Raw genomic sequence first — 22762 nt, 5'->3', positions numbered from 1 at the left:
AATATGATGTAAACAGTCACAGCACGATCACACCGAAAGCGGAAACTACCCCTGACAGGAATATAAGAACCGTGAAGTAGAAGACAGCCCGACATGAGGATTCCAACCATTGCCACTTGGACGTCCCACTCGAATTTTGGACAAAAAAAAGCTCTTACACTTTCGTGTAAGAGCTTAAATTGCTTGGCGTCCCCAAGGGGATTTGAACCCCTGTCGCCTGCGTGAAAGGCAGGTGTCCTGGGCCAGGCTAGACGATGGGGACGCTTGAAAACTTGCATTTTTATCTAAAACATACGGCATAACCGCAAATGAAAATTCAAATTAAAATAGATATAAACCTGGGTATAATTTGATTATCACCCAGCAACTTGGCCAGTTGCTGTTTTAAAAAAAAATGGTTGGGCCACAAGGACTTGAACCTTGATTAACGGAATCAGAACCCGTCGTCCTGCCAATTGAACGATAGCCCAACAAGTTGTGAGATGTGTATCTATGGAAAACACGCCCTGCTGTCAACGGAAAAACTTAAAAAACTTTTTCTTAATGAGCCTCTCTTGATGAGGCCCTGATTATGACCTGAGTTAGCAGATTGATAACTGTGTTCTGCCAGTATAGTTTTTCCTCAACCTCATGTTACACTTAACAAACACTTGGCGGCTCTGCTCCTATAGCAGAGTACTCAAAGAAACAATCAAGAACGACCTGTTTACCGAAAACTCATAGAGAATTTTCATTCAACAGACTTCGCCCAATGTTCTTTATTTTGCTCAAAAAAAGTGGTTACGGCATATGACGACAAGGAACGATCATGGAATATAAAAATACGCTCCGAAATCTTCTTACTAAATTTGCAGAAAATATCGATCACGAGCCATTTACTTTTGATGAAGGGGGCTACAGCCGCATCACGATCAAAGGCAAAACCTCAGTTCGCCTCGATATAGATGAGAAAAATAGATCGCTGCAACTCGTAACACTTGTTTCTTCTGACAATCCCGAAATTTATGCCGACCTTTTAGAAATAAACGCGTTTCGCAATCAATTAGCAGGAGCCAGATTTGTTCTTTTACGAGAAGAGAGAAGCATTGCTTTGCTGAAGCACATTGAAATAGAAGATCTCACCCTGCAAAAATTTGAATTGATCTTTGAAGAGTTCCTAGCCATTGCACAAAAGTGGAGAGAAACGTTTGCACTAAGAAACCCTGAAGAAACTGATAATTCTGATAAAATTCAATCTATTGTAATGGATGACATCTTTAACAGAGCATAAGTAACACGCCACCACGTGTAAGTATTTACATATTTTCCATAAGCTTATTCCTACTTTTTTGAAGGAATGAGCTTTTTTATTGCAACGCTAATGCAACAACATCATTAATTCAAATAGTTAAAAGACAAAGAATATTTATTGCTATATAAGAAATGCGGCTCGTACATTATCGTGCTTTTAGTAGTATCAGCTATTCATGCAAAATAAAATCACCACACTACTTAACAGTAGTGCTGTAATAAAATAAACTTTTACTGACTATTGCCGATCGTTTTTAAGTGAACAGCCTTCTGTTGTGTACTGTCACATCTTGCAACACGAAAATCAGAACGGCGAATATGCTAAATACTGGATTATTTTTTTCTGTATTGCAGAACTATATATCGGGAATAATATAGCTCTCCGAAGAAGGAATAACCCAATACTTATAAAGATATTCTCCGTTTAATTTTCGTTCCTATTGTCTACTTAAAAAATAGACAAACGACACAATCCTTTGCTTCCTACGGCAGAGGATGAAATTCTTTGGGGTAATTTCATGTCTATCAAAAAACTTTTACTATTGGGGTTCAGCACGGCTATCGGGTTGTCGCTGCTGATTGGAATAATCGGGTATAAATCCGCAGTAGATTCCACAGAACAAATTAACGAACTGGTTTATTATGATGTAGCACTTCGAGAACAGGCTTTGGAAATCAAAAACTCTCTGCTGCTACATCGCCGCTATGAAAAAGACATTTTCCTTAACATTGGAAACAGTCAAAAACAACAAGGATACCTTCGTAAACTGGAAAGTGTAAGTACCAAAACGCTCAAGCAAATTGCCACCATTGCAGAATTGGAATCCGGAGTTGTCGAACTCACAAGTCTGGAACGTGATGCAATCAAGAATTTTTCTTCTGCGTATACACACTACCTAACTGGTGTTCAGAAAATTGCACAACAGGCTCTTAACTCAAATATCGATCCAGCTGAAGCTAACAAGCTGATGAAACCGTACAAGCAGCCAATACATGAAATGGAAAATGCGTTGGATCAACTCGGTGAATTCAGCCACAACATACTGATCAAAGAGAGTCAGGAATCGTTAGCCCTGCTCAAGCATTCTGAAAACATGATCAAGCTGGCCTGTTTAGTTGCAATTATCCTCGGTGCGTTGATTGCCTTTATTGTGTTTCGCGCTATAAACAATCCACTTACTGAATTGACTAATTTCGCCAACAAAGTGGCAGGCGGCGATCTTAATACAAAAACAAACTGTGCCTTCTCTGGCGAGATGAGCGTTCTCCACGAAGCCATCAACCGCATGGTTCTTGAGCTCAAAGACAAGCTCGGTTTTGCAGAAGGAGTTCTGAATGCCATCCCTACTCCATGTGGTATCGTCGGCTCAGACTTCAACATGCTCTGGGCGAACCAACAGCTCTGTAGCCTGCTGGAGAAAAAAGGTACTCCGGAAAGTTACAAAGGTATTAGCTCTGGTGAATTGTACTGGGATGACAAAAACAAAGAAACTCTCTCCGATAAAGCTATTAAAGAACGCAAGCAACTTCATGTCACTTGTGAACGCCACCTATCCTCCGGACGAACTCTCTTCATAGATGTCACAACAACTCCTGTTTACGATCTAGATAAAAACATCATCGGCTCAGTATCATTTTGGTACGACCTCACCGAGCTTAATAACCAGCGTAAAGTTATTGAAGAGCAAAATGAGCGAATCAGCCGTGCAGCTCTGGAAGCAACATCCATTGCTGAGCAAGTTGCCGAAGAAGCAGGTCAGTTAGAAATTCAGATTAACCAGACCACACAAGGCGCTTCTATTCAAAGCGAACGTATCAGCGAAACAGCAACCGCTGTAGAACAAATGAACGCCACTACGTTGGAAGTTGCAAGTAATGCAGCCCGCGCAGCTGAAGATGCTGACATTGCACAGAAAACAGCATCTGACGGTGCAGGCATCGTTAAAAACGTTGTGCAGTCTACTGAAGAAGTGCAGCAATATGCTGAAGATATGCGAAACACCATTACCGAACTCGGCACTCAAGCGGATTCTATTGGCAGTATAATCAACGTAATTAACGACATTGCAGACCAAACAAACCTTCTTGCGCTCAACGCTGCCATTGAAGCGGCACGTGCTGGCGACGCTGGTCGCGGCTTTGCAGTTGTAGCAGACGAGGTTCGTAAGCTTGCAGAAAAAACCATGCAGGCAACAAACGAAGTTGAAAGCGTGGTGAATGGAATTCAACAAAGTTCCAAATCGACACTGACCCAAATGGAAAATGTAGCCACACGTATTGGAGAAAATACTGAACTTACAATGAGTGCGGGCACTGCCCTTGAGCAAATTGTTGAGGCAGGTACACAAACAGCAGACAGAGTTCGTTCCATCGCAACCGCATCCGAAGAACAATCCGCTGCGTCAGAACAAATTGCTCGCGCATCTGATGAGGTTAATACCCTTACTCAAGAAGCAGCACAGGGCATGAGCGCAGCTGCGGCTGCAGTTACCGCACTTGCCGCACTTTCACAAAAACTTGAAGTTGTTATGCGAGAAATCCAACAATAGTTCCAGGTTAAACAGAATGCCCGTTGGGAACTACATATAAGTCAAAATGCATCAGGCCCGTACCCTGTTACTTTGAAGTAGCCCGGCATCCGTACAACATTCTGTATACTAGGAACAGACTCGAACCCGATCGATCTGATTCTGTACACAAAACCTCTGAACAGCGATGTTCAGAGGTTTTTTCATATTCACACGAAAACTCGCGCCGCTTTCACGTATAAACTTTTTTCAAATATTATTGGCGTTTTATCTGCAATTTCTTTCACAACCAACACTTTGAAGCCCTTCCCATTCATAAAAACCATTTGCAATAAGCATACGGTGCAGGTCCGCACACAATATCTTTCCCACGGCTCGAACCAGCGCTCAATGCAGAAATGGCGTACAATCCACCATGCTCCATTGACGATATGACCTTCAAACGAATAGTTGCCATCCTGCGCCTTGCCGTGCCATATACTGGTTTGATCTTGAGTACCCGTGAATCAGCCGCGTTACGCCGAGAATTACTTGATATCGGTGTATCGCAAATTAGCGCTGGCTCTCGCACCTATCCTGGCGCGTACAGTGACCCTGAATTTGACCGGCCTGAAGTGCAACAACTTTGCATCAGTAACAACCGAAGTTTAGATGAAGTTATCCGCGATTAGTCGTGGATGCAGGATATCTTTCTTCATGGTGTACAACATGCTATCGCCTTGGCAGAACTGGCGAACACTTCATGGATCTGGCTAAACGGGGATTTATTCAGCAATATTGTCTGCCGAATTCGCTCCTGACTTTCCAGGAATATTTAGAGGATTACGCAACAGAATCTACCCGTAAAGCAGGCAAAGCCTGCATCAATAACGAGGTAGAAAACTGTCCCAAGGACAGACGCTCTGTCGTGGAATCCCGCCTTCAGCGCATCGAACAGGGAGAACGTGACCTCTACCTGTAGCAACTGACTTTGCTGTCTGTTCCAGACGCATAGTACGGCACGTTATTGCTATACGTCCGCAGCACTTCAGTTACATGCTTCAGCCGCCACCTTACATCTTAGGGTGTGGGCAATCCTAGCAGCGCGCAACTGCTATTCTTTAAGGAAGTTTTTTACATGTCTTTAACACGTAATGAGATTATTGAGATTTTGAAGAGTCCAGTCGCACAAGAAGGCACATCCTTCAGCGACACAGACAATTCCCTGTTTACAGCTGCAACAGCCACTGCTCGAGCATTGTTTAACAGCACTGTGTACCAACGGGGAATCATTGAGTTTTCGTCACATTGTAGAAAAAATTGTCACTATTGCGGACTTCGCAACAGCAACACAGACCTTCTACGCTACCGGCTAACCCATGATGAAATAATGCAGGCTGTAGATAATGCTGCCGCAATGGGAATGGGAACAATTGTTCTGCAAGCCGGAGAAGACGACGACGTAAACCCTCACTTTATTTACACTGTTGTCCGCGCCATTAAAGAGAAATACAATCTGGCAGTAACACTTTCTCTTGGTGACCATCCGGACGATGTCTACAGACTATGGCGTGACAGCGGCGCAGACAGGTATCTACTTAAAATAGAAACCACCGATACAGATCTCCACAGCCTCTACAGGCCGGGACAACATCTGTACGATAGACTGAACCGCATAGAATCACTACAGCGTCTCGGTTACGAAACCGGCTCAGGTATTATTATCGGGCTACCTGGAATGACAGACGAAACTCTGACTGACGACCTTTTGCTCCTCAGTACAATGGGGCTGGACATGATAGCCTGCGGGCCGTTTATTCCACATCCTCAAACACCATTGCGTCACGCAGAACAAGGCACACTTGTCGAAAGTCTGCGCGTTACCGCAATTCTTCGTCTCTTAGCTCCGGCAACGAATATTCCTGCCACAAGCGCTTTGGACTCCTTGCGTTCAGTTAAAAACAATGATGGTCGTATACTGGGCTTAAATGCAGGCGCCAATGTCATTATGCCTTCCATTACGCCAGATGCTGTTCGAAGTCGCTACGCTATCTACCCCGGTAAAAATGATCCTGCGTTACCGCAAAACTCCACCGTCAAATTACTTCAGTCCAGAGTTCAGGAAGCAGGGTTTACTCTCAGCACCCAAGCTGGCTCCAGCATGCGACGCACATTCCGGGCTCAACCGGCAATTTAGTATGAATACCAACACTGCTCCCAAAGGCGTACGCCTCATAATTACTCTTACCGGCCGTCGTAACGCCGGTAAATCTGCTCTCATCAACGCACTTGTAGATCAAGAAGTTGCTATTGTTTCCGGTCACCCCGGCACCACTACAGACCCTGTAGGCAAACATTACGAACTGCATCCCATAGGCCCTGTGACGTTTTTCGACACAGCCGGACTGGATGACTACGGTACTATCGGCCTGCAACGCATGGCTGCGACACGTAAAGTGCTGCGCCGTACAGACATCGGTATTCTTGTGGTGACAGAACAAGGCATGCAACAGGAAGAAAAACGTCTGCTCAACGAGCTTACTGAAATGAATCTTCCTGTTATTGTTGTCTTCAACAAGTCCGACCTTGCGACACCGTCGCGGGAAGATTTACGAGCCTGTTCCGGACATTCCATCGTAACAGTTTCAGCGACCACAGGTGAAAACATTGACGAGCTGAAGCGGTTCATTATCGCAACCGCTCCTAAAGAGCTCATTGAAGATCCCCTGCTGGTAAGTGACATGATCGCTCCTGCTCAAACAGTACTGCTTGTCGCTCCTATTGATGGAGCTACGCCCAAAGGGCGTCTCATCTTGCCGCAGGTTCAAGTACTGCGCGATGTACTGGATGCAAACGCTCTGGCACTTACAGTTAAAGAAACGGAGCTTCCTGCTGCGCTCAATGCGCTTTCAGAACCTCCGGCTCTTGTGGTCACAGATTCACAAGTTATCCATCAGGTGGCAGAGATCGTACCGGATTCAATTCCGCTTACAACCTTTTCCACTCTCTTTGCCCGATACAAGGGAGATCTGCCCAAGCTTGTACACGGGGCATCGTCGATAGATAACCTGAAAGACGGTGACAAAGTTCTTATGTATGAATCCTGCTCGCACCACGCGGTGGATGATGACATCGGACGCGTAAAAATTCCTAACTGGATTAAACAATACACTGGTAAGGACCTTACCTTCGAACTCTTTGCGGGTAACGATTTACCGGATAATCTAAATGACTACAGCCTCGCCATTATGTGCGGGGGCTGCATGTCCAATCGATCTGAAATGATGCGACGCATCCGCGATCTCAACGCACACAATGTACCGGCAACCAACTATGGTGTTGCCATTTCAAAAGTACAGGGCGTGCTTGAACGAGTGATTCGACCGCTTGGCATTTAGTCATACGTTCATAAAATCCCCCGCATAGTTATTCGCCATGCGGGGGATTTTCTATATTCGACAGTAAAACTCTACCCTAAGAATGATATTCCACGTCACCCCGATGGCAATAACAGTATTTCTGTAAGTAACTAACTTACTACCGCTATATTATTACATCAAAAAAAGATGTCCTCTCTACCGTAATAAGATATGTTTTTATCTATTACTGCATCGGCACCTTTACAAAAATTTCCTATGCTATCACATTGAAATAAATAGTAGTCATTATTCCCTCTGACAGCTTGCAAATAGCTGGACAGTATGCCAAAATCCGGCAGATTCAAATGCGATCAAATTGACCCTAACTCAAGCAGAGACTCTATGACTCGAGTATCATATTCCATACGCACTTTCCTGTTCTCCGCCTTGGCGCTCTGCCTATTTTGTGCGACACTGCCATCCCCTGCTCACGCCACATCTCAGGAAATGCGACTTACTGCTTTTCGTATTTCTGAAACCGATGGCGCATTGATGCTCAATTTTGGTGTTGGTGTTACTCAGCTTAACCAACTTCGGGTATTACTGAATGAAGGTGTACAGGTAGAACTAAACTGCCATGTACGCTTATCCCGACCCCGCTCATATTGGTTTAGAAAGAGTTTAGCCGAAACAACTATTACAAGCACTCTCTACTACGATACACTCACCAAAGAATATTTTCTCACCCTTCCGGACAACAAAGCACCGCACAGAAACAAAAGTCTGCGCAAATTGCTTGATGGGGCATGGAAATCCATATCTCTTCCGGTGGGAAGCACGACCTTAATGACTTCCGGTAACGAATATAGAGTTACACTCAACGTCGAGATGGTTAACACCGACGTACCGGAGTGGCTCACCAAATCATTCTTCTTCTGGTCATGGGATCCTGCACCCCCAATTCAATATTCAACGGATTTTACGTACTGATAGTACGCAGGAAGGTCTATGACCCCTAATGATCAGGGAACAATTATAGTCAACGCAATCGATGCGCGCGAGAAGAAACGTCGTAAGCGCGAACTCATTGTCGCGGCTGTAGTTTTTCTTGTTATTATTACCCTCACATGGATAGAGCTTAAATATCTTGGCGTGGATTCTTACTTTTTCCTCGCCTTGTTCAACCTAAACTTTATCCTCGTTCTGCTTATTCTCTTTATCGTTCTGCGTAACGGAGTAAAACTTATTCTGGAACGCCGCCGTAAGGTACTGGGCTCGCATTTACGAACGCGTCTTGTACTTGTATTCATGTGCCTTTCCCTTATTCCTACAGCGCTCATGTTCGTCATCAGTACGCAGTTTGTACAAACATCTGTGGACTATTGGTTTAAAAACCAAGTTGAAACGTCCATGGAGACAGCGCTGGATATCGGACAGGCCTTCTATGCAGACTCCCTGAACGACCTCGAACACTTCAGTACCAATATTATCGGGCAAATCCGCAAGCGCAACTTTGCGTGGGGCGGTAAAGGCATGGACAGTTTCCTTCAGGAGAAACGTTCCGAATACAACCTTACCGTTGTGGGCGTTATGACTCCGAAGCGCACTGAACAGAACTGGCACGGCAGAAAAGGTATTGAAAAAGTATGGGACGAAACCAAAAGCCGCATTAACTGGGGCAACTTGGAAAAAAACCCACGCTTCTGGTCACTTATCTGGCCGGGTGCCGCCTCTGACTACGCGGTAGGGGTTATGCCTGTTGATGAAGGCAAAACCGGCTATCTCGTCCTTGTTCGCAGTATCGGTAAAGATACGATGTTCAAGCTCGATCGTATTGTTCGCGGTCTCGACGAATACAAAAAGCTGAGAACCCTCAAACGTCCGCTTAAAATTACGCTCTATTTCATTCTGGGTGTAGTTACCCTGCTTATTATCCTTGGAGCCATGTGGTTCGGTTTCCGCCTTGCTAAAGAGCTTGTTGAGCCAATCCTTGCCCTTGGTAAAGCGACTGAACGCATCTCTAAAGGCGACTTATCTGTACGTCTTGAAGATACATCAAATGACGAACTTGGTGTTCTTGTGGCCTCATTTAACCGCATGGCCGGAGACTTGGAGCATAGCCGTAACAGCATCACAGATGCGAATACTAAGCTTGAAAGACAGAATCTCGATAAAGAGCAACGTAACCGCTACATTGAGGCAGTGCTCGATAACACTGCTGCGGGTGTAGTTTCCGTTGATTCTCTTGGACAAATTTCTACAATCAACAAAGCTGCTGCCAGCATGTTTGGCGTTTCTGCTCAAGCACTTATCGGGTGGAACGTCCGTACGCTCCTCCGAAGCCGTGTTGAAGGTGAACTTGTGGGTGAGCTTGTTACCCATTTCCAAAAGTCACCTGAAGCACCATGGAAGCGTGAAATTGCCGTAAACATTGGCGGGAGAGAGCTTAAATTGCTTCTCAGTGCTATTGGACTGCCTGCACACGACAGCGACCAGTTCGGCTTTGTAGCGGTAATTGAAGATATTACAGAACTTGAAAAAATGCAGCGTATGGCTGCGTGGCGAGAAGTTGCGCGCCGCATTGCGCATGAAATCAAAAACCCGCTCACGCCGATCAAGCTTTCAGCCCAGCGTCTGCAACGCAAATACGGCAAGCAAATCGAAGAGCCAGCATTCAGTCAGTGTACCAGCCTTATCGTGAAAGAGGTTGAAGAGCTGCAAAACATGGTGCAGGAATTCTCAGCTTTTGCAAAACTTCCAGAAGTAATGCTCGCACCGGGACATATTGATCCGCTACTTCAAGAGCTTGTAACTCTGTACAAAAACTCGCATAGTAAAATCAGCTGGAATTATCAGCGAATGAACGACATTCCGGTCATTCAAATGGACAGCTCAGCTCTGAAACGCGTATTTTTAAACGTTATGTCCAATGCGGCAGAGATTCTTACCAACAAGGATAACGCAACTGTTACCGTTACCCTTGAATATAAACAAGATTTAGAGCTTGTGCGTATTGATGTGGAAGACAACGGCCCCGGCCTTACTCAGGAGGAGCGGTCACGTTTATTTGAGCCATATTTCTCCCACAAAAAAGGTGGCACAGGTCTCGGTTTAACCATCGTTAAATCTATCATCAGTGACCATCGGGGGTATGTGCGTGCTAACAGTCCTGAACACGGTGGAACCATTGTCACGGTAGAGCTTCCTGTGGTATAACAATAGCGCATTCAAAATTAGAAAACGTTCCAACCCCAGACGGGAGCAAGAAACATGCGTGCTGTACTTCTTGGTGGTTCGGGTTTTATAGGCAGAGCACTTACAAGCCGTCTGCTCGAAAATGATATTCACGTGGTTGTAACATCCCGTAATCCTGAGCATGGTAGATACCTCATCCCAGAGGGACACTCCTTCCATGTTGATTTTGCGTTATGGGACGGAAAAAACCCCGAGCAATTGGCAACACATATTAAAGCAGCCGATGCAGTTATCAACTTAATCGGCTCAAATATTTCAGCAGGGCGCTGGACGGAAGAACGGAAGGAAGAGATCCGCGATTCGCGAATCTCTGCCGGTCATGCCCTATGTAAAGCTGTTTCCTTGCTTGAAGAGAAGCCGAGAGTTGTTATTCAAAGCTCGGCAATAGGATTTTACGGATCAAAACCGACTTCCCCTGAAGAAAGTTATGTGACTGAAGACAGTCCAGCTGGTCAGGGGTTTCTTGCGTCTGTATGTAAGGAGTGGGAAGATTCCACTGCCTGCATGGACGTGAGCGGAACTAGAAGAGTTATTATCCGAACCGGTCTGGTTCTCGGTAACGGCGGGGTTCTGCAAAAATTTATTCCACCATTCCGATTCGGCGCAGGTGGTCCATTAGGTAGCGGCAAGCAGGTTATGTCATGGATTCACATCCAAGATCAGGTCGATGCCATAATACACATTATGAAGACCCCAAGCTGCACTGGCGCAATCAACCTTACGTCCCCGTATCCAGAAACCATGGATGTTTTTTGTAAAACCCTCGGTGCTGTTATGGGGAAACCTTCATGGTTGCGTGTTCCGGCTCCTGTTTTGCGTATGGCTCTTGGTGAAATGGCAGAAGAACTTATTCTGCAAGGGCAGCGCGTGTTACCAGAAAAACTTCTCGAATCCGGCTTCTGCTTTTCGTACCCGATGCTGGATGAGGCGCTTGCCAATATACTCCGTCGTTAGGCGCACACTTTCTTTTCAGTTTACTTACCCCATGGAGCTCTTATGCCTCAGTCCAAGGCTCGAATATTGATTATTGATGATGAAGAGGGAATCCGCTTCTCACTGCGCGGCATTCTGGAAGATGAAAATTACACTGTAGACGAAGCAGAAAGCGGCGAGCTTGGACTAGAAGCCGTTAAAGAACTAGCTCCCGATCTTGTTTTTCTAGATATCTGGCTTCCGGGGATGGACGGCATGCAGGTGCTCACGAATATCAAACAGCACGACAAGACACTCCCCGTCATCATGATCTCAGGGCATGGCAATATTGAAACAGCCGTTAACGCCATCAAATACGGCGCGCACGACTTTATCGAAAAGCCGCTTTCTCTGGAAAAAGTTGTTATTGCTGCCGACAAGGCACTCGAATTTCAGAATCTGCGTAAAGAAAACCTCGCCCTCAAGTCACGAATCCGCATAGAACAAACAGTAGAGATTACCGGAGAATCCCCTCCAGTGGTTGATTTACGCGAGCAAATTGAACGCGTGGCACCAACTGACGCATGGGTGCTTATCACCGGTGAGAACGGCACTGGTAAAGAAATTGCCGCACGTTCCATTCATGCACATTCACGCAGAGCGGATAACCCACTCGTCGCAGTAAACTGCGCAGCAATACCGGAAGAGCTTATCGAATCTGAACTATTCGGGCACGAACGTGGCGCATTTACCGGTGCAGACCAGTCTAAAACCGGCAAGTTTGAAATGGCTGACAACGGCACTCTCTTCCTTGACGAAATCGGCGACATGAGCATGAAAACGCAGGCTAAAATCCTGCGTATCCTTCAAGAGCAGGCTTTCGAACGTGTTGGCGGCAACAAAACCATCAAGGTAAATGTTCGGGTTATTGCGGCAACAAACAAAACGTTAGAAGACGAAATTCGTGAAGGCAACTTCCGCGAAGATTTGTACTATCGCTTACGTGTATTTCCGATATACGTTCCGCCACTTCGTGTGCGCGGTTCCGACATCACATTGCTTATTCAAAATTTCATTACAGCCCTTGTGGCTGAGCACGGCTTTAAGCCTCTCGACTTCGATGAAGACGCAACAACCGCCCTGCTCCAATATGGCTGGCCGGGCAACGTACGAGAACTTAAGAACTTTGTGGAACGCATGCTCATCATGTACGGTGGACAGACCATTACCACCAAGCTTCTCCCGCCGGAATTTCTTCAGTTCATGCCGCAACCATCATCCGGAGGAGAACAGCTCATATCCGGTGGCTCAGTAGACTTTAAAGAAGCTCGCAACCACTTTGAAGCCGCATTCCTCGAAGCCAAACTCAAAGAGTACGACGGCAACATCACACGGCTTGCAGAAGCAATCGGGCTGGAACGCAGCTACCTGTATCGCAAGCTCCGGTCGTATAATATTCAATCTGAATAACGCCCCTTCATCTTTTGGGTACTACAGCTTACAGATTTACACTTTCTTCTGATTCCGAGAAGGCAAGGCATACCATTTAAGCACACAAAGGAAGCCTCGTTAGCCGTTACGGCATGCGGCTAGCCATGTCCTGAATCAACTGACCTACAAAGTACGCAAAAAGGGTGGAGTTTTTAACTCCACCCTTTTTTATTCAAATTTTGTGCTTACACAGTAACTCGTTGCTTACGCCTTATATCTCGTCTGCATGACAAGTTGTAAGTAAAGTAACAAGAACAGTTTTGCTGGCTAATCTACATGAGCTCTCTAATAGGATAGATTCGTTGCAACAGCGTAGTTTTGTTTTTTGTAATACTCACTTGCAGTGCATAAGCTTCATTCAAAAGCATGGCTTCCGGCACTTCGAAAGTAGTCACGATTCGCTTAAAGCGGTTAATGCTAAAGTTCATATCCTTTTGATTGGCATCAATAACAACCACCTTGCCCTCTTTTGAGATCAAAGAAAGTACAATGGAGCCACGGATGTTGCCTTTAGCATTTTTATTATCGAGCTTAAGGGACAGACGCATGTTCCCACCTGTAGCTCTTTGCAGCTTCAGGTTGGTAACTTCAACAAGGTCTGTATCAACTATTTTGAGAATAGAAGAAAGATCGATTGGCGGTGGTAGTTCTGTTGAAGCTGCCACGCTCATAGAAGAGAACAATGCCTGAAGTTCTTCAGGATCGTTGGATTGTAAAATTTGTTCGATATTCTCAAGGCGTTCAACATACACTTTCAAATCGCGTAATTCTTTTTGCACGCCATGACGTTGATTCATGAGGGCGGTATTCTTTTCCCAGAGTGATAAGCTCGTGAAAATTCCGCATGCTGCCACTAACACCACGCAGAACAAAACGACCAAAAGCATTCGTAAGCTAGACGAACTCACCCTGTATCGTCGTACGTTTGTATCATCACGCATTATGAGGACACTATACTTTTCACTCATCTATTAGGATCTCCACTCTTCACTTACAATGACCCAATGGTCACCTTTTGGCAGTAAGACCAGTGTCTTTCGTCCTTGGTCTGAATATCCGGTACTATCTTCATAGTATTGATTTATGCTTACTTCAAGCCCCCGCCGTGACATCTTCATTTTGACGTCAGAAAGCATAATCTTAGCAGGCTTTTTCTGTTCCCATAACACACGTTTTTGTTTTGCTATGGAATCTGAACCTCGCCGCGAACCTTGTACCGCATTGGCCGCATACTTGCTGATATATCCCTCGATTGCCCCGTTTTGCCAGTCGGTGACCCAATCATCAAGAAAGTTATGCACATTTGCAGCCACAGCGTCAAGGTACGCCTTTTCTATACCGATTTTCCTCTCTTTCCATTCCATACCAACGATTTTGAACTCACCGGCATCGTTCTTTTGCCAGTATAAACGGCGAACACCTTGAGAGACAAGGTTTGGAGCCCTATAGTACTGATCGAACCATGTAACCCAGTAGTCAGGTCCTTGAAGTACATTGACGTCATTTGCCCATGTAATAATCCAAGGCAGGCGAGAAAAAAGACGCTTTTTTCTTTCTGTAAAGGAAGAAAAAGATTCATTCATACTCTTTGAATACGCCTCGGGAGAGAACATTTGCAGAAATTCAGGAGTGCGATTCTGCCATGCGGCAAGCCACTGCTGTGTTTTTGCTTTCAGTTCCACAAATTCAGGACCGGCACGAAAGTACGGTACAACCTGTTCGGCCAAAATCACAGGTGTATTAATTGTTACCTTAGTATTTAGGTCTGCAATATCCGGATTGTTTAACGCAATACATCCTTTTGTCTCTCTTGGAACAATAGGAGTACCTCTTCCATGAATCCAAATACCATACCCGTCCTTCTTACGAAGTTTATCTACTGGGTTGGGATAATTGAGAGTATATGCTTCATCACCATACAATGCGTAATCTAACCCGCTTGTACGGCGCTTTTCTACAAAGTAAATGCCTTCAGGAGTTTTTTTATCTCCCTCACGTTGTTTATCGCCTTTTACCTGTCCGGAACTGCAAGGAACCTTATTGGACGCGAGTTCGCTGGCTTTCTGACCAAAAAATTGAGCAGATTGACTGGATTTATCGACAGTTACGAGCATGGGGAGTTTTGCGGATTCTTGAGAAACATAAGCCTGCCAACCTGCATAAGCAGGAACAACAGGAATGCTAAGACACATGCAGATCAAAAATAAGTACGAAAACAAGCGCATGAACATCCTTATTTCGAAGAAAATCCCCCCGCATACCGTGATTAGTATGAGGGTTGTACGAATTGTAAATTCAAACTGCCAAAGGACATGAGACAAGCAAACTTGTCAAGAAATTGCAGGCTAATGTAACATAAAAAAAGTGTAAAAAAAAGAGTGCCCCCATATAGGGGCACTCTATATCATCTATGTAACGAATTCGTTAGCTAGTAGCGAGCGCTACAAGCTCTTTACGATCAAAGATAGATACAAGGTTATAACCGCGCTCTGCAAGCGCTTCACGGCCACCTTCATCGCGATCAAGCACTGCACATACACAAGACACTTTGAGGCCGGAAGCTTCAATGCGTTCAATTGCAGTAATAACAGAGCCGCCAGTGGTTACTACGTCTTCAAGCATAACAACCACGTCGCCTTCTTCAAAGTTGGCGAGTCCTTCAACACCCTGACCGGTACCATGACCTTTAGGCTGTTTACGCACGATAAGTGCTGGAAGGTGTCCGCCCTTTTCATAAGAAATAACAGAAGTAGAGCTTACAAGCGGGTCTGCACCAAGTGTCATACCGCCCACGCCTTTTACTTCCGCAACATTCTCAAGGCCGGAAATCAATTCGTAAAAAAGGTTACCGATCAACCATGCACCTTCAGGGTGCAGAGCGGTCTGACGGCAGTCAAAGTAGTAATCACTCTTCTTACCTGAGGCGAGAGTGAAATCCCCTTCCTTATAAGACTTCTCGAAAAGAAGTTTTGCAAGACGTTGTTTGAGTTCTGCCATTTTCCGCTCCATAATTTTTTATCTATAAATCTAAGAATTGAATACGCGGCCGAAAATTAAATCTTCATGACGCAGGTAGTAGCTTGCATCAAAGATTTCATCCATTTTGTCAGATGCAACGCGTGCACTGATTTCTGGATCTTTTCGAACGAGTTCTTCAAACAGCTGCTTAGTATCCCAGCTTTCCATAGCGCATTTCTGCACCATTACATACGCATCCTGACGACCCATGCCGGATTCAACAAGAGCGAGGAGTACACGCTGAGAGAAGAAGAGTCCCATTGAACCAACAAGGTTGCGATCCATGTTTTCAGGGATAACGCGCAGGTTGGAAACAAGGTTGGACAAACGGTTGAGCATGTAGTTCATGAGGATAGTAGTATCCGGCATAATTACACGTTCAACAGAAGAATGACTGATGTCACGCTCGTGCCAGAGAGCCTGGTTTTCCATAGCGGAAACAGAGTTGGTACGAACAAGACGGGAGAGACCAGTCAGGTTTTCAGCAGAAATCGGGTTCTTTTTGTGCGGCATCGCGGAAGAACCTTTCTGACCTTTGCGGAAACCTTCTTCAGCTTCAAGCACTTCGGTGCGCTGCAAGTGACGCAGCTCAACACAAAGACGCTCAATACCACCTGCTGCAACAGCAAGAGCGGTAAAGAAAGCAGCGTAACGATCACGGTTAATTACCTGTGTGGAGATTGGGTCCACAGCAAGGCCAAGCACTTCACATGTGATGGATTCAACTTCCGCCGGAATCATTGCCATAGTACCTACGGCACCGGAAATTTTACCTACACGAATGCCTTCGACAGCAGCTTTGAAACGTTCATGATGACGTTTGAATTCTGCATAGAAGCCAGCCATTTTCAGGCCGAAGCTTGTTGGCTCTGCATGAATACCGTGAGTACGTCCCATGCACAGACGACCTTTGTTCTCGTGCGCAATAGTTTTCAGTGTCTCAAGCATTTTTTCAAAGTCTTTGAGAATGATATCACCTGCGCGGGAAAGCAGAACGCCGTTAGCTGTGTCCACGATATCGGAAGAAGTACAACCGAGGTGGATAAAGCGAGCCGCTGGGCCAACTTTTTCTTCTACAGCAGTGAGGAATGCGATCACGTCGTGACGTGTAGTTTCCTCAATCTCAAGAATACGGTCCACGTCAAAATCGGCCTTCTCGCGAATCTGCTTCATACTTTCATCATCGATTTCGCCAAGGCGGTGCCACGCCTCACAAACAGCGATTTCAACTTCGAGCCAGACGCGGAATTTGTTTTCAAGCGTCCAGAGCTGACCCATTTCGGGGCGAGTATAACGATCGATCATTTTAGCGTTCTCTTACATAAGGTTGTGGTTAAAGATTGCTATGCATAAAAAAGGCAGCCAATACAGGCCGCCGAAAAATCTATCAAGATGCAGAAGAGGATGAGGAATCGGAACATCCGGAAGAACCGGATGGGACGTCCTTTTTAGTGGGATTCGAAGTCGCACTATTTTTCCCATACTCAGAAACGTACCAACCACCACCTTTAAGCACAAAAGTAGTGTTGGAAATAATACGTCCGGCTTCTCCGCCGCATACAGGACATTTAATGGACTCATCGCTCTCAGAGCAGGATGTAGTCCATTCTTCAAAAATTTGTTCGCAGGCATTACAGCGATATTCATAAATGGGCATGAAACCCTCCATCAACAAAACAAAACTTAAAAAATGCTAAACAGCGGCTTCAATGTTAACAAACATGAAACCGCTGCCAAGAAAAATGCCGTTTTACAGCCTGCAAATGCAGCTGGAAAACATTATCGAATCTGTAAGCAGTCGATAATTTATCGTAAAAAAAACTATGCGTTCTTAGCAGCAATAGCTTCTTTGATACGAAGTTTTGTTGCTTCTTTACGACGTTTACGACGACGATCGAGTTCTTTCTTACGTTCGTGTTTTTTATGAGCCATTATATTTCTCCTTGCGGTCTTTTCGAAAGTCGGGATGATACAGTAGAAGACCTATGTTGTCTAGTGATGCTATAGATTCGCAACTGATTCTATTTTCGGTCGTAAAATCCGCTTACCCGTTCAGAACAGTGTATTTTTGCGGATTCAAACCCCGCGCTGCGCAGTGTTCCTTCAATGGCTTCATGGTGCTTGAGCAACACGCCTTTTTCAGCGTTTGAAACTTGAAGCAACTGCGATCCGTCATCTAAAATTCGAACTCTAAAATTTTGCAAGCCGTACCGTTTAAGCGCAACCTCGCAGTCTTCTATCTGTTGCAGAAGCTGTTCGTCCGGCGTGGAGCCATACGAAAAACGCGTAAGCAAACATGGTGTCGCCGGTTGGTCAGCATGCTCCATCCCTGTTGCAACCGCCAACGTACGCACCTCATCTTTAGTAATGGAACACAAAGCAAGCGGGCTGACAATACCCAGTTCCTCCAGTGCCTTCAGCCCCGGGCGATATTCACCAAGGTCAGATGCATTAGTGCCATCAAGAATTATAGGCTGTTCGCCATCTCCGCCGTTAACCTGCGCCATCTCTTTGATGGTTGAAAACAACAAACGTTTGCAGTGATAACAGCGGGCTTTATCGTTTGCAGCGATCTCCGGGACAGAAAGCGGCGAAAGCCGCAACGCCTGATACGGAATATTATGGGTTTGCAGCCAGTTTAAAGCTTTTGCAGACTCTGCACGCGGCACATGTTCGCCAGTAATATGCACAGCCATGAAATCAATTTCCGCACGATGCATGACATGCGCCAGAAAACGGCTGTCTACACCACCGGAAAAGGCCAGAACGGGAGAAAAAAAGCCCTTGAGTTTAGACTCAAGGGCTTCAAGTTTAGCAGTATTTACCATGCGGGTATTTTTTCCACTGGTTCGCTCAAAAAAAACTCACCCTTTTGAATCCATTCTTTGAGTTTGTCTGCAATTTCAAGTGAAATTGGGTAGCTGGTCATTGGTACAGCTTCAACCTTTTCACCCATTATCTCTACTTCACCGGATTTCAGTTCTTCGTAGGTACAATGCTGCAGTACTCGTGGTAATCCGTTTGGATAATCGTGCCCGTAATCTTTTACCGGCATCTGGATGTCGCTGTCTGCAACTCCTGTGTACCACGCCATTTCTTCATTAAGAATCGGAATCGGAATACCGACACCAACACTCATGGTGTTACCGTACCCTAAGAAACTGAGACCACGCAAGTATCTTGCATCCATCTGTTTTAAATCGCCTTTCAATTCCAGTGTTCCGGCAGGAGAAAGCGGGATTCCGCGTTCGTTACGTTTAGGGTTAGGCACATGCTGTGTACCTGCACCGATTACGTAGCCGATACCGCCACCAAGGAAGATACGAGTACCAAGCCCGATGGTTTTAAATAAAGGATCATTAAATAGTGGAGACAAGCACCCTGCGGTCGCAAAGTTTACATTGCGCATGTTCGGCTTAAGCGGCCCCATGTACGTGTAAATGATACGGCTGGTAAGGTTCACAGCAGCATTGTAGTTCTGGTAGCAGTTACGCGGGTTGAACAACTCTGCATGCGGCAAGTCTTTTAAGGTAATATCTTTTTCATACAGCTTACGCGGATAACAATCCGTCCCGTAGCCTTCAGCACGCAGAGTAACTGCACGTCCGGCAACAAGATCTTCAATTACGTTACCGCCGCCATAGTTAAACTGACCAGGGTAGACTTTGTTAAGCGGATCATCTTCCCGTGCTTCAGTTGCGCCTAAATACCCATCCACAGCGGCAAGGCCTGCATATGCAGGTACGCCGTTAAGAGTGACCTTGGATGCTTTAATGGTAGGCGGTTCCTGCTGCCCGATGTTGAAAAGAAGTCCGGATGAGCACATTGGCGAAAATGTGCCGGTAGTCACAACGTCTACCTCTTTGGCAGCCTTTTCTTTACCCATTGTACGAACAGCTTCAGTCATTTCTTCAGCGTTAAGTACAACAGCTTTACCGGAACGAATTCGCTCATTAATCTCAGAAATAGTTTTGTTTACTTTAGTGTGTGCCACTTCCGCCCCTCCTCAAGGAAGATATACTTTTTCATGGTGTGATTTGTTCTATATCAATTTTTGCAGATAACCTCAAGTAGTGCTCTTTCAAAAATGTGACTCATGAATCGTAGTGCTTTTCGAGCACATTTCCCTTTATTTTCAGTAAGAAAAAAAGGCAGCCTTCATTTCACCTGTTGTGCTAGTCTATAAAAAACTTTGCAACAACTTTGAAAAAAAGACTGCCTTTCACGTTCTCGAAGAACAAAATTTACATAAGTGATAAAATCTTTTTCGCGCCAGCATGATTCGGGTCCATAGCAAGACATATCTGCAAATGCATTTTAGCCATCACATGGTCGACCGCTTTGTAAAAAATGAGTCCCATATTGTACGCAATGGCTGTTTCTGTTCGGACAAAATCTTCGTTCAACTGGATAACTTTCTTTAAATACAATGAGGACTGTACAAACTCTTTGCCCTCCGCAGAGGCAATGGCAATGTTGTAGTACAAATTCTCATCTCGACGGGAAACCTGCAATGCCCGCTTGTATTCATAAATAGCCTCGCGCCACTTGCCCTGCTTACGCAGCACAATACCAAGGCTGTTGAACGTCTCCACATCTGCCTTATCAAGATTATCACCTTTGGCTCGCAATGCTCTACGCAAGTATTGCTCTGCCCGTGCCGGATCACGCTTTTCGTACGCGGAGGCTATCTGCTGGGAAACGTTCCCGACATAATCTATTGCCTCTTTGTTAGCCTGACGAAGCGCTCCCTCGAAATACACATCCGCACTTACATAGTTGCCAAGCTCAACATAAATATGGCCAATGTCCAGCTTGCGTTCCACGTTAAGCGGACTCATCTTATCCAACTTTGTAAGGCAATCCAGCTGCCGTTTTTTCACTCCGGCAACACCGTATAAATCTGCAAGCTTTTTAAGTGGATCAAGAAACAACGGGGCAGAATCCCCTGCTCCAAGATAACACTTGTGCGCAAGCTCATACTTTTTCAACCCTTTATACGCATCTCCCATAACAAGAAGCGCTGCTGAAAAATTAGGCTTTGCGTTAAGCACTGTTCTGCCGACCTTGGCTGCATCTTCATATGCACCCTGTTCCAGCATTGTCTTTGCAATATCAATAAGTTGTCCCATCTTACCCTGCGGCTTGATGCTATGTGCAACTTTTTCGATAAAGGTATTGATCGCAATAGGCTTAGTAATAAAGTTATCCGCGCCCAGTTCATGCAAAAGAATAAACTGTTCACGCGGTGCTTCGGTCATTGTTATGAAGACTTTGCATTGCTTAAAGTCTTTCTTAATCCTGCGGACAAGAAAGGCCATTTCTTTATCTCTATGAATACGCTCAATAAAGACTAACAGTTTTTTACCGGCGGCAAGCTCTTTTCTAATTTGTTTAAGGGCGTCTTCAACGGTACTCACTTGCGAAAAACACTTATTTCGCAATCCAAGATGCTTGTTGAGTGTTTGCCGCAAAAGTGCTGTAAAGTTGGTGTCTTCAGTCAAGACGATAGCATAGCCATTTTTTTTGGAAAAAAAGTCTACTATGCTAGCCTCGAACTTTCTAAATTCCATTTTAGCTAAAACACTTTCCATCGACATAAGAGCTCCAACCCGGGGCTAATTCTATCTGAATACTGTCACAGTTTAGCAACGGCATTTATATACAAGACAGATGTAAAGTAAGAGATCACAGCCGCAGTGACTGTACGTTATCGATCATTCTCTATTGATAACTATGCACTGTGACCTCAAAGAAAGGTCGTGGGTATATATTTTGGTTCATTTCCCAGCAATCGAGCAATCTATGTATCTTGCTTCTATGAAAGATGAAATTTTGTTTTTGTGTACTGCACGCGTGGCATGTTAATATGTGTTAATTAAAGTATCAACACCTAAAAAACACACTGTTCATCTATAGAAACACTACTACAGTGGGGCTCCACAATGCTTGCAATATACAGCGTCATGTTCATGACCACTCATTCCACAGGAACCACATGCCATTCCATGAATTTCCCTTTTCACATCAGAAAACTCTTGTGAAATAACACCGGCGAGTATCACAATCATACTGTACCCGATCAACATAATAAGTGCCGCAACGGCCTTACCTAATACAGTCTGCGGAGTAATGTCGCCATAACCTACTGTAGTCAATGTAACGATTGCCCAATAAATTGAGGTGGGGATGGATGTAAAACCATGCTCTTGACCTTCGATCACGTACATAAGCGTTCCGAAGATAACTACGAGCACCATAATCCATAAAGACAATACGGCAATCCTGCGTCGACTGTTACGTAAAATCTGCACCATTAAATGCGTATCGTTCAAATACTGCAATAACTTTACTAGACGCAGGATACGTAACACGCGGAAAAGACGTAATAACGCGAGGGAAGGGAAGAGAGGAAAGAGGATTGTAATCCATGTAGGTGCAATAGACAGGAAGTCTATCACACCGAAAGCACTGAATATATACGTTCTCGGTGACGGTGTGCACCAAATTCGAAAAATGTATTCTATGGTAAAAAGAATCGTGAAAAAAAATTCCAAATAATTTACTGCATACCAATATTCAGCCGCAACAGAGGGAATTGAATACGCAAGCACAACAAGTACTGACATCACAATACTCGCCACCAGGAAAATATTGAACACCTTTCCTAGAAGAGTATCCTGCAAGTACATCGTATCATATACTATCTGCTTTACCGATCTGCGTTTCATATGTTCTCACCGCTCTGTTAAGTAATCTCCTTTAGTAAGACATAAATACTGTTTTCTTCCAGTATTAACTCAACATATCTAGATAAAATGAAAACAGCTCTCTATAAAACCACAGACATCACAGTGCTTATTCTTGTGAAGTGATGTCCTATACAAATTAATACTCTCAGCCCCCTCACCTCAACACGCGTTAGTTCGC

General features: G+C 44.9%; 19 protein-coding genes and 2 tRNA genes. 10 read left to right on the top strand and 11 right to left on the bottom strand.

Features of this window, described 5'->3' with window-relative positions; translation table 11 throughout:
• Positions 1–184 precede the first annotated feature (184 nt).
• Both ACZ5V1_RS17170 and ACZ5V1_RS17165 read right to left on the bottom strand, forming a co-directional pair.
• A tRNA-Glu gene (locus ACZ5V1_RS17170) sits at positions 185–262 on the bottom strand.
• Between the two features lie 133 nt (positions 263–395).
• Positions 396–470: transfer RNA gene (locus tag ACZ5V1_RS17165), tRNA-Gln, on the bottom strand.
• Between the two features lie 338 nt (positions 471–808).
• Here ACZ5V1_RS17165 and ACZ5V1_RS17160 point away from each other — a divergent pair.
• The 10 genes from ACZ5V1_RS17160 (at position 809) to ACZ5V1_RS17115 (ending at position 12793) form a co-directional block, all read left to right on the top strand.
• On the top strand, positions 809–1270 hold the full coding sequence (locus ACZ5V1_RS17160; RefSeq protein WP_464389891.1) for a type III secretion system chaperone: 462 nt from the start codon (positions 809–811) through the stop codon (positions 1268–1270).
• Between the two features lie 538 nt (positions 1271–1808).
• Positions 1809–3839, top strand: coding sequence for a methyl-accepting chemotaxis protein (locus ACZ5V1_RS17155; protein WP_464389890.1), 2031 nt, complete (start codon positions 1809–1811; stop codon positions 3837–3839).
• Between the two features lie 377 nt (positions 3840–4216).
• Positions 4217–4489, top strand: coding sequence for a hypothetical protein (locus ACZ5V1_RS17150; RefSeq protein ID WP_464389889.1), 273 nt, complete (start codon positions 4217–4219; stop codon positions 4487–4489).
• Positions 4490–4491: 2 nt separating this feature from the next.
• On the top strand, positions 4492–4779 hold the full coding sequence (locus ACZ5V1_RS17145; protein ID WP_464389888.1) for a hypothetical protein: 288 nt from the start codon (positions 4492–4494) through the stop codon (positions 4777–4779).
• Between the two features lie 156 nt (positions 4780–4935).
• Positions 4936–5994: a [FeFe] hydrogenase H-cluster radical SAM maturase HydE gene (gene hydE / locus ACZ5V1_RS17140; protein ID WP_464389887.1), complete on the top strand. Its 1059-nt coding sequence runs from the start codon at positions 4936–4938 to the stop codon at positions 5992–5994.
• A 1-nt stretch (position 5995) separates the two neighbouring features.
• Positions 5996–7195, top strand: coding sequence for a [FeFe] hydrogenase H-cluster maturation GTPase HydF (gene hydF / locus ACZ5V1_RS17135; RefSeq protein ID WP_464389886.1), 1200 nt, complete (start codon positions 5996–5998; stop codon positions 7193–7195).
• A gap of 363 nt (positions 7196–7558) precedes the next feature.
• Positions 7559–8146, top strand: a complete 588-nt coding sequence (locus ACZ5V1_RS17130) for a DUF4390 domain-containing protein (protein ID WP_160712248.1) — start codon at positions 7559–7561, stop codon at positions 8144–8146.
• An 18-nt stretch (positions 8147–8164) separates the two neighbouring features.
• Positions 8165–10372 (top strand): sensor histidine kinase, encoded by a 2208-nt coding sequence (locus ACZ5V1_RS17125; RefSeq protein ID WP_464389885.1) that lies wholly within the window; start codon positions 8165–8167, stop codon positions 10370–10372.
• A gap of 54 nt (positions 10373–10426) precedes the next feature.
• The gene (locus ACZ5V1_RS17120) at positions 10427–11365 is read left to right on the top strand and encodes a TIGR01777 family oxidoreductase (RefSeq protein ID WP_464389884.1); all 939 of its coding nucleotides are present in this window, start codon (positions 10427–10429) and stop codon (positions 11363–11365) included.
• Between the two features lie 42 nt (positions 11366–11407).
• The gene (locus tag ACZ5V1_RS17115) at positions 11408–12793 is read left to right on the top strand and encodes a sigma-54-dependent transcriptional regulator (protein ID WP_464389883.1); all 1386 of its coding nucleotides are present in this window, start codon (positions 11408–11410) and stop codon (positions 12791–12793) included.
• Between the two features lie 293 nt (positions 12794–13086).
• On the opposite strand, the gene ACZ5V1_RS17110 is transcribed toward ACZ5V1_RS17115, so the two are convergent.
• The 9 genes from ACZ5V1_RS17110 to ACZ5V1_RS17070 form a co-directional block, all read right to left on the bottom strand.
• Positions 13087–13782, bottom strand: coding sequence for a hypothetical protein (locus tag ACZ5V1_RS17110; protein WP_464389882.1), 696 nt, complete (start codon positions 13780–13782; stop codon positions 13087–13089).
• Between the two features lie 3 nt (positions 13783–13785).
• Entirely contained in the window at positions 13786–15039 is a 1254-nt protein-coding gene (locus tag ACZ5V1_RS17105; protein WP_464389881.1) for a L,D-transpeptidase family protein, read from the bottom strand.
• 199 nt (positions 15040–15238) lie between these two features.
• The gene (pyrE, locus tag ACZ5V1_RS17100; RefSeq protein ID WP_464389880.1) at positions 15239–15811 is read right to left on the bottom strand and encodes an orotate phosphoribosyltransferase; all 573 of its coding nucleotides are present in this window, start codon (positions 15809–15811) and stop codon (positions 15239–15241) included.
• A 30-nt stretch (positions 15812–15841) separates the two neighbouring features.
• Entirely contained in the window at positions 15842–17137 is a 1296-nt protein-coding gene (gene purB, locus ACZ5V1_RS17095; protein ID WP_464389879.1) for an adenylosuccinate lyase, read from the bottom strand.
• Positions 17138–17219: 82 nt separating this feature from the next.
• Entirely contained in the window at positions 17220–17489 is a 270-nt protein-coding gene (locus ACZ5V1_RS17090) for an FmdB family zinc ribbon protein (protein ID WP_464389878.1), read from the bottom strand.
• A gap of 364 nt (positions 17490–17853) precedes the next feature.
• Positions 17854–18660: an ATP-dependent sacrificial sulfur transferase LarE gene (larE, locus tag ACZ5V1_RS17085; RefSeq protein ID WP_464389877.1), complete on the bottom strand. Its 807-nt coding sequence runs from the start codon at positions 18658–18660 to the stop codon at positions 17854–17856.
• Positions 18654–19826, bottom strand: a complete 1173-nt coding sequence (locus ACZ5V1_RS17080) for a homocysteine biosynthesis protein (RefSeq protein WP_464389876.1) — start codon at positions 19824–19826, stop codon at positions 18654–18656. The genes larE and ACZ5V1_RS17080 overlap by 7 nt, the downstream gene beginning before the upstream one ends.
• Before the next feature lie 250 nt (positions 19827–20076).
• Positions 20077–21432, bottom strand: coding sequence for a tetratricopeptide repeat protein (locus tag ACZ5V1_RS17075; protein WP_464389875.1), 1356 nt, complete (start codon positions 21430–21432; stop codon positions 20077–20079).
• 327 nt (positions 21433–21759) lie between these two features.
• Entirely contained in the window at positions 21760–22563 is an 804-nt protein-coding gene (locus ACZ5V1_RS17070) for an ion transporter (protein WP_464389874.1), read from the bottom strand.
• Between the last annotated feature and the right edge of the window lie 199 nt (positions 22564–22762).

The sequence above is a fragment of the Halodesulfovibrio oceani subsp. galateae genome (assembly GCF_055397225.1).
This window is presented reverse-complemented; position numbering and strand designations above follow the sequence as displayed.